Source organism: Paenibacillus hamazuiensis (genome assembly GCF_023276405.1).
GTDB lineage: Bacteria > Bacillota > Bacilli > Paenibacillales > NBRC-103111 > Paenibacillus_AF > Paenibacillus_AF hamazuiensis.
In genome coordinates this window covers 5,628,719-5,643,620 of the sequence record NZ_JALRMO010000001.1, presented here as the reverse complement: position 1 = coordinate 5,643,620, position 14,902 = coordinate 5,628,719, and the positions used below count along the sequence as shown (strand labels likewise).

At 51.0% G+C, this 14,902-nt stretch carries 12 protein-coding genes; 11 read left to right on the top strand and 1 reads right to left on the bottom strand.

Annotated elements, in window-relative coordinates; genetic code table 11:
* Positions 1–43: 43 nt before the first annotated feature.
* Genes MYS68_RS24495 through MYS68_RS24485 form a run of 3 tightly spaced genes read left to right on the top strand, consistent with a single transcriptional unit; the run spans position 44 to position 3,740 of the window.
* Positions 44–1,249, top strand: coding sequence for a trans-sulfuration enzyme family protein (locus tag MYS68_RS24495; protein ID WP_248928350.1), 1,206 nt, complete (start codon positions 44–46; stop codon positions 1,247–1,249).
* The gene (locus MYS68_RS24490; RefSeq protein ID WP_248928349.1) at positions 1,246–3,264 is read left to right on the top strand and encodes a S9 family peptidase; all 2,019 of its coding nucleotides are present in this window, start codon (positions 1,246–1,248) and stop codon (positions 3,262–3,264) included. The genes MYS68_RS24495 and MYS68_RS24490 overlap by 4 nt, the downstream gene beginning before the upstream one ends.
* On the top strand, positions 3,261–3,740 hold the full coding sequence (locus MYS68_RS24485) for a hypothetical protein (RefSeq protein ID WP_248928348.1): 480 nt from the start codon (positions 3,261–3,263) through the stop codon (positions 3,738–3,740). Before MYS68_RS24490 ends, MYS68_RS24485 begins: the two co-directional genes overlap by 4 nt.
* A 93-nt stretch (positions 3,741–3,833) precedes the next feature.
* On the opposite strand, the gene MYS68_RS24480 is transcribed toward MYS68_RS24485, so the two are convergent.
* Positions 3,834–5,375: an LTA synthase family protein gene (locus tag MYS68_RS24480; protein WP_248928347.1), complete on the bottom strand. Its 1,542-nt coding sequence runs from the start codon at positions 5,373–5,375 to the stop codon at positions 3,834–3,836.
* Positions 5,376–5,622: 247 nt separating this feature from the next.
* Between MYS68_RS24480 and MYS68_RS24475 the strand changes: the two genes are divergently transcribed.
* From MYS68_RS24475 to MYS68_RS24440, 8 genes are all read left to right on the top strand, one after another.
* Positions 5,623–5,775 carry a hypothetical protein gene (locus tag MYS68_RS24475; RefSeq protein WP_248928346.1) on the top strand — a complete coding sequence of 51 codons (153 nt, stop codon included), beginning with the start codon at positions 5,623–5,625 and terminating at the stop codon, positions 5,773–5,775.
* A 229-nt stretch (positions 5,776–6,004) separates the two neighbouring features.
* Positions 6,005–6,700 carry a response regulator transcription factor gene (locus MYS68_RS24470; protein WP_248928345.1) on the top strand — a complete coding sequence of 232 codons (696 nt, stop codon included), beginning with the start codon at positions 6,005–6,007 and terminating at the stop codon, positions 6,698–6,700.
* Entirely contained in the window at positions 6,697–7,773 is a 1,077-nt protein-coding gene (locus MYS68_RS24465) for a sensor histidine kinase (protein ID WP_248928344.1), read from the top strand. Before MYS68_RS24470 ends, MYS68_RS24465 begins: the two co-directional genes overlap by 4 nt.
* An 82-nt stretch (positions 7,774–7,855) precedes the next feature.
* Entirely contained in the window at positions 7,856–8,422 is a 567-nt protein-coding gene (locus tag MYS68_RS24460; protein ID WP_248931003.1) for a YdhK family protein, read from the top strand.
* 1,177 nt (positions 8,423–9,599) lie between these two features.
* Positions 9,600–11,387, top strand: a complete 1,788-nt coding sequence (locus MYS68_RS24455) for a sensor histidine kinase (RefSeq protein ID WP_248928343.1) — start codon at positions 9,600–9,602, stop codon at positions 11,385–11,387.
* Positions 11,380–12,831, top strand: coding sequence for a response regulator (locus tag MYS68_RS24450; RefSeq protein ID WP_248928342.1), 1,452 nt, complete (start codon positions 11,380–11,382; stop codon positions 12,829–12,831). Before MYS68_RS24455 ends, MYS68_RS24450 begins: the two co-directional genes overlap by 8 nt.
* Before the next feature lie 209 nt (positions 12,832–13,040).
* A complete protein-coding gene (locus tag MYS68_RS24445) occupies positions 13,041–13,964 on the top strand; it encodes an ABC transporter permease (RefSeq protein WP_248928341.1) in 924 nt (307 codons plus the stop codon).
* A gap of 31 nt (positions 13,965–13,995) precedes the next feature.
* Positions 13,996–14,868 carry a carbohydrate ABC transporter permease gene (locus tag MYS68_RS24440; RefSeq protein ID WP_248928340.1) on the top strand — a complete coding sequence of 291 codons (873 nt, stop codon included), beginning with the start codon at positions 13,996–13,998 and terminating at the stop codon, positions 14,866–14,868.
* The last annotated feature ends 34 nt before the right edge of the window (positions 14,869–14,902 follow it).

The following is a 14,902-nucleotide window of genomic DNA, read 5'->3' as shown; positions in this document are numbered from 1 at the left end:
GCTGAAGGGCTGTGACAGTACGTTTTAGTGAGGAGGGGTTTGCATGAAACAAAAGTGGGGATTCGATACGCTGGCCGTACATGCTGCGCAGCATCCGGATGCGCATACGGGAGCCATTTCGCAGCCGGTCATTCCGGCCGTTGCCTATGCCTTTCCGGATGTGGAAACGGCGGCAGATGTCGTGTCAGGGGACAAGGAAGGCACCTACTACGGCCGATACGGAAATCCGACCACACGTACGTTGGAGCAAAAAGTCGCGGAGCTGGAAGGCGGGGAGGACAGCATCGGTCTAAGCAGCGGTATGGCTGCGATCAGTTCGGCATTGCTTGCTTTTCTCCAGCACGGCGATCATGTGATCGTGACCAAGGACGTTTATGGGGGGACTTATAATTTTATAACCCAGTTGGCGCCGCGCTTCGGCATTGAAGCCCATTTCGTCGATTGTACGGATCCTGTGAAAATCCGTGCGGCAATCAAGCCGAACACAAAAGCTCTGTATGTGGAAACCCCCTCAAATCCGAAGTTAACGGTGCTTGACTTGCGCATGATTGCGGCCGTAGCCAAGGAACATAGGATTCCCTTAATCGTTGACAATACGTTCATGACGCCGTATTTGCAGCGTCCGCTGGAACTGGGTGCGGATGTCGTCGTGCACAGCGCAACCAAATATATGAACGGCCATGGGGACGTGCTGGCCGGTTTTGTCGTCGGCTCCAAAGATGTGGTGAGCTTTATTCGCAAGCGAATCGCCGGCGATCTCGGGCAAAATTTGAATGCCTGGGAATCGTTCCTTATTCTTCGCGGATTAAAGACGATGGGGCTCAGAGTGCGCGCTCATTGCGAAAACGCGATGAAGGTGGCTGCATTTTTGCAAGGCCATCCTCTGGTGAAGTGCGTCTATTATCCCGGTTTGCCGACGCATCCGCAGCATGAACTCGCTAAACGGCAAATGAGAGGGATGGGAGGAATCGTTTCTTTCGAGATCATCGGCGGCTTGGAGGCGGGCAGAAGATTCATCAACGGCCTTCGTCTTGCCATGATTTCCTTCAGCCTTGGCGACCCGGAAACGCTGGTTCAGCACCCGGCAACGATGACCCATTTCTCGATCCCCTGCGAGGAAAGACAGCAATTCGGCATATCGGACGGATTGATTCGTTTGTCCGTAGGACTGGAAGACGTCTCGGATATTATTGCGGATCTCGACCAAGCGTTATCGCTATGCTCCGATGTCAGGAGGAAATTCGGATGACATCGAAGCGACCGGTTACCGCCGAAGATTTATACCGATACACCTGGATCGTTGATCCTGCCATATGTCCGTCCGCCAGCAAAGCCGCCTATGTGTGCAGAACGATTGATGAAGCCCAAAACGACTATCGATCGCATATTCGCGTCGTGTCCTTGAAAGACGGCCTTGATGTTCCGTTCACCCACGGGGAGAAGGATGTAACGCCTGCCTGGTCGCCGGATGGCTCGCTATTGGCTTTTCTCCGGGTAAATGACAAAGGACGGCAGCTGTGGGCGATTCCCGCTGCAGGCGGGGAGGCTGCGCAGCTAACAAATGCAAAGCGCGGAATCGCTTCTTTCGCCTGGTCGCCGAACGGCCAATATATCGCCTTCACCACGCGGGTCAACCCGGACGAGGGAACAGATGCTTTATCGATGGAGGAAGACCGCAAAAGTAAACATGCCAAACCGATGCTGATTACACGCACCTGTCCGAAAGAAGAAGGGTCCGGATTGTCGGATGGGTTAAACGCCCATCTTTTTGTGCTGGAGCTTGCCAGCGGGAAGGTGAACCGGTTGACGGAAGGTTTTTTCGATATAAACCAGCCGTTCTGGTCGCCTGACAGCCGCAAAATCGGGTTTATCGCCAAAATCACCCGGGATGGTTCCGTCGATGCAGACCTGCAAACATTCGCAGATGTTTTCACGGTAGGACTGTCCGGGGGCCCTTTGGTCCGGATAACAGATTCGACACTCGCGATAAGCCAAGCATCGTTTTCTCCGGACGGGAAATCGATCGCCTTCATAGGAAACGACCGTCAATTCGGAAGCGCGACGCAAAACAATTTGTATCGCGTTTCTGCGGAAGGGGGAGACCCGGTTCGGATTAACGGTGAAACGGACATTCAGATCGGCAACTTTGCACTGAGCGATATGAAAGCAGCTGCACCGCCGCGATCGCCATGGTACAGTCCGGACGGACGATCCCTTTATGTTCTGGGTTCCTTTCGCGGCGATGTGCACGTATACCGTTTTACGACGGATGGCGAAGCGGAAGCAGTGACCCGCGGAGAGCGCGATGTGTTTCAGTTTGTTGTTTCCGCCGACGGAACGAAGCTGCTGACGGCCTCTTCCAATCCGCTGCTTCCCTGCGACTTGTACCTTATCGACCTGCAAACCCGGGAGGAACAAAGAATAACGCGAAGCAACGATGAGCTGCTGGAACAGCTTTCGCTATGTATTCCGGAATCGATCCGGTTCGAGACGTCCGACGGCGGGCAAGTGCATGGTTGGATCATGAAACCGGAGGGCAGCGCGCACGGAAACAAAGTTCCGCTCATTTTGCAAATTCATGGCGGTCCTCACGCCATGTACGCCAATACATACAGCCATGATTTTCAAATGATGGCCTCGAGCGGATACATGGTTTTGTATACGAACCCCCGAGGCAGCTTCGGTTACGGGCAGCCGTTCGCCCAAGCTTGCCGCGGCGATTTCGGCGGCGGGGATTACCGCGATGTGATGGAAGCCGTCGATTATGTGACAAAAATTCGCGACGATGTGGATGAGAGCAGGCTTGGAGTAACCGGCGGCAGTTACGGCGGGTTTCTGACGAACTGGATTGTCGGGCATTCGGACCGTTTTCGCGCAGCGGTCACCGAGCGTTCGATTTCCAATTGGCTTTCTTTTTACGGGATGAGCGATATCGGCATCTCTTACACGGAAGGCGTCATCCAAGGAAATCCATGGGACGACCCGGAGAAGTTATGGGCGCACTCGCCGCTTGCGTACGTGAAAAATATTCAAACACCGCTGCTCATTTTGCATGGAGAGCAGGATTTGCGCTGCCCGATCGAACAGGCCGATCAGCTCTATGTTGCACTGCGGAGGCTGGGCAAACGGACGCAGCTCGTTCGTTTCCCGGATTCGAACCATACGTTCCTGAAAAACGGAAAGCCTTCGCTTCGCTTGGCGCGTTTGGAGCGAATCGCCGGCTGGTTTCATGATCATTTGTACGAAGGGGATGCCGGGAAATGACGAAACCGGGAATCAAATTATCGATGCCCGTCGCTTTTATGATCGAGAATTGCCGGGCTTCGGGCATTTCCGACGATTTGCTTATAGAGAGCCTGCTTCGTCGCGATTTCACGGCGATCCGGCACGCCGGCGACGGCGATATCGACTTCGCAAAATTACTCGATACCGCCGCGGAAATCGGTGACGATTGGGAGAACGCGATTCGATATGGTTACGAATTCAGCTTCATTTCGATCAACGGTTTGCGAAAGTTATTGAACTTTCGTTTTCGTAAACTGGAGCATCAGGATTATGAAGTGGATGGACTGATTATCCGTCATTTAGCGTTGACCGCGGAGGAAGTAGGGGAATTGCGGGGACTGATCTCGCGGCAATGGGCGGTGAATGAAACCGGAACAGACCGGGAGCAGCGCACTGTCGTCCAAGTGGAACTGAAGTACCAGTCCATGCCGAAAAATCAATGGGTCATTGGTTGATGCGGAGCCGGGCCTCCACATAACAAAAAAATCGAAAGCTTCCGTACCTGTCGGTCTCGGAAGCTTTTTTATTTTAATCCTATGAAAATCGGACTATCGCGAGTAACTGATCTGATTAGATTTGGCAATGACGGTTTCTTTTGAATCTTTCACGATGACGGAGATGTTCCAAACGGATTGACTCATCGAATTCGTTGTCACCTTGGCCTTGATATGACTTGTATCGATCCACTCCGCTTTCACCGATTCGCCGTTAATAAGCACTATGCTGTTATAAGGTAAGTTGGAGCCGTTGATATGCAGCTCCGTTTCGTTGTCCGTTGTCTGCTCGGAAGCCGTATCGATAATCATTTGGCCTAATCCGATAATATAATCGGGGTTTTTAATTTGATCTTTTAACTGTTCAAAAGCATATTGCTCTCCGAACATAACATCATACTGCAGACTTTCATAAACTTTAAGGTCATCTTTATCTATACCCATCTTCTCCATATGTTCTTTGGGAGGAATGATCGGACTTCTTAGCGAAAGCTGATACAAATAATCCATGTAGGAATTACCCGGTTTTTGCGCAAGTTTTAACATATAAGGCCCGAGAAAAGAAGGACTTAAATGAATATTTTCCTTATGCCCCGGCAAGTAATTGTTCCAAATAAGAACAGGGACGCGGTACATTTTATTTAAAAAATCCGGATCGTTTTCCTTCAAATAGCCGGCGTCCTTATATACTTTGTAATTGTCGCCGAGACTGGGCAGATGATCTCCGAAAAAAACGATCATTGTAGGTTCATCGATATTTTCGTAATGAGTCACCAGCCGTTTCAGCATATCGTCGACACCGACAAGCCCTTGCGCGTATGTTTCGAGAAGTCCTTTCGATTCCGGATTGATCCCGGTCACTTCAATTGTATTTTCTTTAAATTTATTCGGATAATAGTGGTAATGATTTTGCATTGTATTTGCAAAGATAAAATCCGGACCCGGACTTTTCCTGCTCGAGTCGATAATCATATTGGCAACTTCCCGGTCCGCCAAATAAGGGCCCTCGTATTCGGGCTTAAAAAACTCTTGGCTTATAAACTTGGAGAAGCCGAGATTTTCATACACTTTCTTGCTATTATAAAACCAACTGTGGAACGGATTTATTGCGACGGAAGTATATCCTTGGCGGGTCAATATGCTTGCCAGAGAGTCCATGCTCTTGCTCATGTACTGATTGTATGGTACGGAGCCTTGCGGCAAAAATCGCATGGAATTGCCCGTCAACACCTCGAACTCGACATTTGCCGTTCCGCCCCCATACTGTGGCGATAACAGGGTGCCGCTTGTATATTTTTGAATAAGCTCATGGTAAAAAGGAAGCGGGTCGCGGCTAAACGAAACGTTTTTGATCTGCGTCGCATCCCAGAAAGACTCGCTTAACACCAAAATAATATTAGGGATGATCTCTCCGGAAATCGGAACGGTCGGAGGAACCGAAGATAACATAGTCTGAATGGTGTTTTTGTTATATTCATCGGGTTGTTTGAATGAAAGCAGCTTTAAATTCATGATAGTGGATAAAAGAAAGCCGTTAGTTTTCACATTTTCCGTTTGATCCCAGGCAAGATTTTGGATATTTGCGATTTTTTTCAAGGAAACGGTTCCATCGGAATAAATCAAAGATAGAAGAGAAACGGAAAAGAGGCCCAGGAGAAGGCGACGCTTCCAGTTCAGAAGGAACTGGACCGACGGCATTTTGTAAAGCAGCAGCAGACTGATTCCGACGAAAGAGATCATCCCTGTTATTACGGTCAGGTTTATAATACCTCTAATGTATTGCGACATGTCCTTGGACTCGCTTGTAAGCAGCAAGTCCCATGGCAGAAAGGGGATTCCGAGGATGTTTAATTTGATCCCGTTTATAAGCCCCATTGATGCAAAGAAGGTGGCGACCAGCCAAAACGACAAGCGAACGCTGCCTGTCAAAGCGGTAAAGAGCAATAAAAAGCTCAAAACCAAAGCAGCATTGAAAAACAGTTCGGGTAAAGCGTGAAATGTCCACCCGAATGTTTCGCCCCATTGACCTCTGCTCATCAGCTCTACTACAAATACGACCCATACAGACAATATAAACAAAGGTGTTCGTTTTACCACCCGGGTGCTATGATGACGTATAAAAGCCTGCAATTGCATAAAAATCACCGCAATTTCTTAATATTAATTTATTGTAAAACTAAGGTACATTATAACATATCGAAATGTAAAAGGAATTGAGGGGCTTTATGAAGACAATTTTAATAGTCGACGACGAAGAAAAAATTCGCGAAGTCGTGGTTTCTTATTTACAAAAAGACGGATTTCTTACCATTGAAGCGGGTACGGGAAAAAATGCGCTTGAGCTTGTACACGGAGGAAATATTGATCTCGTTATTTTAGATTTAATGCTTCCGGATTTGTCGGGAGAGGAAGTATGCAGAGCAATTCGGCAGTTTTCGCCGGTTCCTGTGATTATGCTGACCGCCAAAATATCGGAAGACGACCGTGTACAGGGATTGTCTCTCGGTGCGGATGATTACGTTTTAAAACCTTTCAGCCCGCGTGAATTAATCGCGAGAGTAAAGGCAAATTTGCGCCGCGCGTTTGATGACCGTTTGCTGGCTGAAACCATTTCTTTTCAAGGAGGAGATTTGGTCATTCATCCTTCCAAACACGAGGTTTTTAAAGCGGGAAGGCCTGTGAGATTAACTCCAAACGAATATAAATTACTGATCACATTCGCCCGGCATCCGCAAAGGACTTTTACTCGAGAGGAGCTCGTAGAAAAGGTGCTTGGATTCGACTTCGATGGCGATGCGCGAGCCATCGATCAACACGTCAAAAATCTACGGCACAAGATAGAATCCAATCCGAAAAACCCTCTGTATGTCATAACGGTCTTCGGGGTAGGGTATCGGTTTTCCGGAGGCGAATTCGCATGAAAGGGCTGTATGCACGAATTGCGATAGCTTGTATCGGCATCGCCTCGGGTGTATTAATCATTTCAGCGGTTACATTTATTATTGGAACCCATTATCACCTGACTATGTATCAGCAGCAAGCGCAGGATATGAACATAACTTCACCGGCATTTGATACGCATTTAGAGCAAGCGCTCGTGCAGTCGGTTTTTTGGACAGCGATACTGGGCATTGTGCTTGCAATTGTGATCAGTCTTTTCGTGGCAAAACGTATAACGTCGCCGCTTATTGAAATGAAAGCTGTCGCAGAACGCATGGCGAAAGGCGAGCTTACATCCCGCACGGAAGTAACCGGGCGAGATGAAATAGCCGACCTTGGCAATTCTCTTAACTATTTAGCCGAGCAGCTGATGCTTCAGGAGCAGCTTCGCAAAACAATGACGGCCGACGTAGCTCATGAATTAAGAACGCCGATCGCCACGCTTAAAAGCCATATGGCGGCAATGATCGAAGGCGTCTGGGACCCCACTCCCAGGCGCCTGGAGTCATGTTATGAAGAAATTGAACGGCTGCGGTTTTTGGTGGGGGATCTGGAGCAGTTGACCGAAGTGGAGTCGCCGAATTTTAAATTGAAGCTGAAAGAAGAGAACATTGGAGCCGTCGTTCAACATCACATCGAAGCTATCCAAGCCGCTTATGAGAGAAAGGGAGTTCGACTTTCATTCCGAAATGAAGCAAACATTCAAGCGTCAATCGATAAACTGCGCTTCGGTCAAATCATTGCCAATTTGCTCAGCAATGCCTTGAAATTCACCCCGCAGGGTGAGAAGGTCGCTGTTGAAATAAAGGAACAAAGCGAAACGTTCAGTATCTCGGTATCGGACTCCGGGATAGGAATTGATGAGAAAGAACTTCCCTTTATCTTTGAACGTTTCTATCGCGCGGATAAGTCCCGCGACCGTAAATCCGGCGGAAGCGGTATAGGACTTACGATTGTGAAAAAGCTGGTCGAGGCACATGGAGGAGCGATAGACATCCAAAGTCGCGTAGGAGAAGGGACAACATTTGAATTTCGATTGCCCAAGACAAGGTGACGTTCCTCACAACATCTACACAATTGTTTTTTACAATAGGGTTGAAATTGAAAAAAAACAATATGTGGCAGGTGAGCATGATATGAAAAGAAAAATAGTTAATCTTAGCGCTTCTGTGATACTGGCTTTTGCTTTAAGTGCCTGTGGCAGTGGACAGAGTTTGAAGCAAAATCAGGCAGAAAACAAAAGCCAACAAGAAATGAATCATTCGGAAATGAACCATTCATCATCGGAGAAACTTCCTCCGGGGCTTAAAGAGGCAAAAAATCCGAAGTTTAAAGTCGGGAGTCAAGCCATTATTCATGCCGATCATATGTCCGGTATGAATGGTGCCGCTGCGACCGTTGTCGGTGCTTATGATACTACGGTTTACACCGTTTCGTACGTTCCGACGACAGGCGGAGAAAAGGTCGTGAATCATAAATGGGTCATCCATGAGGAAATAATGAATGCGGGCGATAAGCCGTTTTCCAAGGGCATGGAAGTAACGCTTATGGCCGATCATATGAAGGGCATGAATGGGGCAAAGGCAACGATTGATTCTGCGGAAAAAACGACCGTTTATGTAGTTGATTATACGCCGTCAACCGGAGGAGCCCCGGTTAAAAACCATAAATGGGTTACAGAGAGCGAGCTTTCAGACAAGTAAATATGGCCCCAAAAACCGTGTTCCTATACTTGAAGCACGGTTCTTTTATTTTTCAAGAAAATATACGGCTATCCGATTGACAAAACAGAACCGATAATCATATCATCAATATATGAATAATTATTCATATATTGAAAGTGGTGATAAAGATGTGTTCGAATAAATCTTGTTGTAACCATGATCACGGACATCATCATCACAATGGAACGTGCAGTCATGAGGGGCGCGAACATGACGTAAATGAGCCGGCCGCTGCGGAGCCAAACAGAGCGGTTTTTCGTATCGAAGGCATGGATCCGGGGAGTGGTCAGAGGGCGCGGCCGTCGTGTTCCTGTTTTCGCTTGGCGATTGTTGTCCCATGACAGCCATTGCCCCGAACACCAACAAAGCCGCGATGCTTTCCGCTCTGACCCACGGGATAGGATTGTAGTCCGGATTCGCAGACAGCCTTTTTCTTGCTAAAACCCGTTAATAAAGGAGAAAATCAGCAGCGGAATAATCAATAGATGCTTGAACAGCAATGCTTGCCCATATGGAACGATCCATGAATTCACATAGTCCGGTACCAACAGGGTCATTATAAGTCTCGGGATCAATTATCGCCTGAGTCAACTCATTGATCCACAGAGTGCACCTCAAGTTCAGCTCTTTTCCTTAGCATCATTGATCATTTCAGTTATAGTTGTTGCGTTGATGACTTTCATTTTGGGATTCCGCTGTATGTAAACGATTGGAACCGATAAATGGGGAGGTGGCTACCTTCTCCTTTACGGGGAGAATTTAGGAAAGCAACATTCATTGGAGGCTGAACATTCGTCATGAAGCTTTGGGCCGTTTTTAATATCCTGTTTGCCGTGTTTCTCATCCTTCAGCTTATGACCGCCGGCAATGTGAAACGAATGATAAGGAATCGTGGATGGCGGGGGCGATACTGGGAACGATTATTGCCCTTGCATTTTCTTTGGCCGCCTTCTTTTTGTTTTTTCGCTAATGACGTAGATGTGGCTTTTATTGTCCCTATTCGTTCGCCTAATCAGAACTAAAAAACAGACCGACGGGAATTCCCGCCGGTTTTTTTGTTTCCCGATATGGCGAGGCAAAAGAGGAAAGCGGGATGCCTTGCGAGAATACGTTCAAAACAGAAAGTCGGCGGTTATGCACGGCGAGGGGGAAGCGCATGTTCGGTTTGCTCAGAAAATATTCGATTCGGCTGCAGCTGCTTTGCCTGGGAATCATGATTTTGCTCATTTTGTCGGCGACGGCGGCCTGGGGCTACGGACAAATTTCGAATATCACGTATAAACGCAACAATGAGTATACGGCCGAAATCATCTCCGCGGTCAAACAAAGCATTGCCTCCAACGTCGATACGATCAACCGGATTTTGCCCAACATTGCGTACAATGAACTGGTTCAGGAGTACTTGCTGGAGGAGGACCGGCTCAAGCAGTACGAGCTGAACAACAAAATCGAGAAGCTGTTTGTCAACCTGCAGTCGATGAAGCAGGGCATTCTGGGGGTCGTTTTGCTCGGTGAAGGGATCAGCACCTATAACTGCGTAGGCTGCCGGGAGATGATCCCGTTTTCCGAGTTCCCCGAGCGCACGAACGCTTATTACACGGGGGTCCATTACTCCCCTTATTATAAAAGCCAAGTCATGTACGTAGGCGTGCCCGTTTACGATATCCGCAATCCGTCATCCTCGGAGAAAAAGATTGGCTATGCCGTCATGGTGCTCGATTTGCGGGCCGTCGCCCCGAAAATCGACAATATGCCGACGACGGTGGCGGGAAGCTTCTACGTGCTGGATCGCCATCGCGTCATCAGCTCCGGAAACGACCCGTCGATGATCGGCCAGCGGCTGCCGTCGGATTTGGAGAAGCGGATCGAAGATGGCGGGAGTTCGGCATCGTTTCGCCGAAACGGCGAGGAATTCGTCATCCAGAAGGAAGCGCTTCCGGAAATCGGCGGCATGATCGTCAGCGTGTTCCCGGTGGAAGAGCTGTTCCACGGGCTCGAAGAGGTGAAACGGCTGATGCTCGGCATGTTCGTGCTGCTGATTGCCGTGATGTATGCGTTCTACATCGCGATCAGCCGCAACATTTTGCACCCGATCAGCTCGTTTATGACGTTTGTCTACGGCCTAAGGGCCAAAGGGCTGGATCATATGAAAAAACGCGTGGCGCTGGAGGGATATGCGGAAATCAGCATCATGGCGAGGCAGTTCAATTCGCTGCTGGACGAAATCGACGATCTGGCCACCAAGCTGATCGATTCAAAGACGCACATTTTCGAGCTGAACTTGCTGAAGAAGCAGGCGGAGCTGCAATTTTTGAAAAGCCAGATCAACCCGCATTTTTTGTACAACACGCTGGAGACGATCAAAGGTATCGCTTATGTGAAAGGCGTGCATGAGATCCGCGACATGACGGATGCGCTCAGTCTCATTTTCCGCTACAGCGTGAAGGGCGGCGAGGTTGTGCTGCTGAAGGAGGAGATGGAGACGGTCGAGGCGTACGTGTCGATTCAGCAAATCCGCTTTGCGGACCGGTTTGATGTGATTTATGAATTCGACGATTCGTGCCGGGAGCTTGAGGTGATCAAAATGATCATGCAGCCGCTCGTGGAAAACGCCGTGTTCCACGGCATCGAACCGAGCCTTCACAAATGCCGCTTGCACATCGGCTGCAGGAGGGAAGGAGAGAATTTGCTGCTGTGGGTGAAGGACGACGGCGTCGGAATGGATCCGGAAACGCTGGAGCAGATTCGCGGCAGCTTGACGGAGCAGCCAACTTCGAATCATCTTAACGCCGCTGGGCAGCGGCATATTGGTATGATGAACGTAAACAACCGGATGAAATTCGCCTACGGACCGGAGTATGGGATTGTGTCCGTCAGCAGCGCCCCGGACAAGGGGACGGAAGTCATCCTCCAAATTCCCGTAAGGAGTGGCAGGTTTGTTTAAGATCGTACTGGTAGACGACGAAAAATGGATAGTGGAAAGCTTGAAAGGAACGGTTGATTGGGGTGGTCACGGCTTTCGGATCGCGGGGGAGGCGTATAACGGCATCGAAGCGTTCGAGCTCATCTCGCGGGTCCGGCCGGATATCGCCTTCGTCGACGTCCGGATGCCCGGCATGAACGGCATCGAGCTGATCCGCCGGCTGCAGGAAGCGGAAATTCCGGTGCACTGCATCGTCGCAAGCGGTTATGCGGAGTTCGAATACGCCAAGCAGGCGATGCAGTACGGGGCGGCGGGCTACTGCCTGAAGCCGTTCAAGCGGGATGAGATCATGGAGCTGCTTACGGCGGCGAAAAAGAAAATCGTGCAGGCCGATTATGCGCTCCGCCACGAGCTGCTTCAGGCCATTTATGAGCAGGAAGCGGAGGATTCCGCATCCGCTGCGGAAATCGAGCGGCTGCTGGAGAAGCTGAATTTCCTTCCGGGCCGGGCCGGAGAGCGGGAAGAAGGGCTGTTCGCGGTCGTCGTACAAGGCGGCGGCCATCCGTTTGCGCAAGGTCCGGCCGCGATCCCGCTGCGGATCGGCAGGGGCAAGACCGCGTATTTGCTGAAAGAGCGCGACCGGCCGGAAGTGCGCAGTCTGCTGGAGAACGGCCTGCCGCCGCAAACCCGGGGAGCCGGCATCGGCGGCGTCTTTCATGACGTTTCGCTTTTGCGCGAGCGGATGGAGGCGGCAAGCGAAGCGTCGTATCGCTATTTTACCGCAGAGGGGCGGAAGATTGGAGAAGCCGCACCGGTTCCGCCCCGGAGGGCCGAGCTGGATCCGGAAGCGATGCGCCTTCTGGACGAAGGGACGCAGCGGATGGACAAGGCACTCGTTCGCCAAGGGCTGGACCGGCTGCTGCCGCAGTTCCGGTCGGGGCAATATACGATCCGCCACGCGCTGCGGCTGTATAACGTGATGTTATCGTTCGCCTATCGGACGGCGGGCGATTATACGGAGCAGTATATGTCCGATTACGACCAATTGGCGGGCGTCTTCGGGAACGTGTCGGAGATGTGCGATGAACTGTACGGGCTGATCGGGAGCAGCTTCGTTCCCGCCGGGGCGGAGACGGCCGATTCGCGCGGAGAGGAGACGTTCCGGCAAATTTTGCGGTACGTAAACGAGCATTTCCAAAGCGACGTGTCCATCCGGGACATTTCCAAACAATTTTACATTCACCCCAATTACGTGAGCCACCTGTTCAAGAAGGAGCTGCAGGTCAATTTTACGAAGTATTTGACCGGGATCCGCATGGAGCGCGCCTGCGAGCTGCTGCGCGGCACCTCTCTTACCGTCAGCGAGATTGCCGAGCAGGTCGGGTATAACGATTATTTTTACTTTGCCAAAATGTTCAAGAAGCAAACGGGGAAAACCCCCACGGTGTACCGAAGCGGCGGCTGACGGCTGCAGCGCCGTGCGCCTTGCGCCCGCTTTGGAACCGAGCCGATCCCCATCGGCCGCCGGTGCCGGACGGGCGTATTTGTTGTCCGGAGACAAACTGATGAGAAAAATACATAGAGCCGCTTAGAAATATACATATGGCGGCGCAAGAAGGGCGACTATACTGAAAGCAGATGTGAATACGGTTTCAAAGAGAAAGGGGTGCCCTCTTGGCGACAGGAAGAAGCTTATGGAAGCAGATGGCCGCTCACAAATATTTGTACCTTCTTGCCTTGCCGCTGCTTGCGTATTACATCGTGTTCGATTATATCCCGCTTTACGGCATTATCCTCGCGTTCAAGGAGTTCAACTTCGCGAAGGGCATTTGGGGCAGCGAATGGGTCGGACTCGCGAACTTCCGGGAAATTTTCGGGCTGCAGGATTTTTGGGTGGCGTTCCGCAATACGCTCATCATCTCGCTGGGCCGGCTTGTATTCGAGTTTCCGGTTCCGATCGCGGTCGCGCTGCTGATCAACGAAGTGCGCCGCACGAGGCTGAAGCAGTTTTACCAAGTCGTTTACACGTTCCCGCATTTTTTGTCATGGGTTATCGTCAGCGGCATTATGGTCAACTTTCTCGGCGCATTCGGCGTGCTGAACCAGCTGCTCGTGCTGGTCGGGCTCGAAAAAGTCAACCTGCTGGTCGATCCGGAATACTTCCGCGGACTCATTTACGGCAGCAGCCTGTGGAAGGACATGGGCTGGGGCACGATCATTTATTTGGCGGCGATCGCCGGCATCAATCCGGCTTTGTACGAGGCGGCCTCCATCGACGGGGCGAATCGGTTCCAGCAAATGCTGCACATTACATGGCCATCGCTCAAGAGCACCGTCGTCATTTTGCTGATATTGCAAATCGGACGGACGATGAGCTCGGGCGGCGGGGGGTTCGACCAAATTTTCAACCTGTACAACGCTGCGGTTTACGAAAAGGCGGACATTCTCGACACGTACATTTACCGGCGCACGTTCGCCGTCGGCTCCAGCTACGGAACCTCGACCGCGGTCGGCCTGTTCAAGTCGGTGATCAACTTCGTCCTGCTCTATGCCGCCAATAAGGCGGCCAAACGTTTGGGTCAGGACGGCCTTTACTAAGCCTAATGCCAATGACAAAGGAGGTGCCCGGATGAAGTACCGCACCTGGGGCGATTACGCGATCAATTCGTTTTTGATGCTGCTTGCGGTGATCACGGTGCTGCCGTTTTACAACGTGTTCATCACCTCGTTCGCGGACCCGGCGGCCGTCGTCAAACAGCAGTTTTACCTGCTGCCGACCAGCTTCAGCCTGGTCTCCTACAAGCTGCTGCTCAGCGGCAGCTATGTCGGCAAGGCGCTGGCCAACTCGGTCATCGTGACCGTGGCCGGCACGCTGGTCAATATGCTGGTCACCGCATGCGGCGCTTACGCCTTGTCCAAGAAAACCATGCCCGGCCGCGGCGCCATTATGGCCGGCATCGTGTTCACGATGCTGTTCGGCGGGGGACTTATTCCGTATTACTTGACGATCAAAAGCCTGCATTTGATCAACAGCTACAGCGCGATGATTTTGCCGGTCGCGGTCAATACGTTTTTCCTGCTCATTCTGATCAACCATTTCCGTTCCATCCCCCCCGAGCTGGAAGAGTCGGCCAAAATGGACGGAGCGAACGACATCTTCATCCTGTTCCGCATCGTCCTGCCGATTTCGAAGCCGACGCTGGCGGCGATCACGCTGTTTTACGCGGTATCCCGCTGGAACGAATGGTATCTCGCGATGCTGTTCGTGAACGATCCGAAAATGCATCCGATGCAGCTGTTTTTGCGCAATATGCTGCAGGACGTCACCAAGATGAGGCGGGACGACATGGGCAGCGCCATGCTGGCGGAGCTGAGCCAGACGTACCCCGACGGGCTTAAGATGGCCAGCGTCATTATTACGATGGTGCCGATCATGCTTGTTTACCCGTTTTTGCAAAAGTATTTTGCCGCCGGGGTCACGCTCGGTGCGGTAAAGGAATGACCACTATCCACCAGGCACGGTTAAAAAGGGGAGG

Excerpts from the sequence above, each read along its gene's own strand:
- MYS68_RS24495 (WP_248928350.1), top strand. The coding sequence starts at position 44 with ATGAAACAAAAGTGGGGATTCGATACGCTGGCCGTACATGCTGCGCAG.
- MYS68_RS24490 (WP_248928349.1), top strand. The coding sequence starts at position 1,246 with ATGACATCGAAGCGACCGGTTACCGCCGAAGATTTATACCGATACACC.
- MYS68_RS24485 (WP_248928348.1), top strand. The coding sequence starts at position 3,261 with ATGACGAAACCGGGAATCAAATTATCGATGCCCGTCGCTTTTATGATC.
- MYS68_RS24475 (WP_248928346.1), top strand. The coding sequence starts at position 5,623 with ATGTTTAATTTGATCCCGTTTATAAGCCCCATTGATGCAAAGAAGGTG.
- MYS68_RS24470 (WP_248928345.1), top strand. The coding sequence starts at position 6,005 with ATGAAGACAATTTTAATAGTCGACGACGAAGAAAAAATTCGCGAAGTC.
- MYS68_RS24465 (WP_248928344.1), top strand. The coding sequence starts at position 6,697 with ATGAAAGGGCTGTATGCACGAATTGCGATAGCTTGTATCGGCATCGCC.
- MYS68_RS24460 (WP_248931003.1), top strand. The coding sequence starts at position 7,856 with ATGAAAAGAAAAATAGTTAATCTTAGCGCTTCTGTGATACTGGCTTTT.
- MYS68_RS24455 (WP_248928343.1), top strand. The coding sequence starts at position 9,600 with ATGTTCGGTTTGCTCAGAAAATATTCGATTCGGCTGCAGCTGCTTTGC.
- MYS68_RS24440 (WP_248928340.1), top strand. The coding sequence starts at position 13,996 with ATGAAGTACCGCACCTGGGGCGATTACGCGATCAATTCGTTTTTGATG.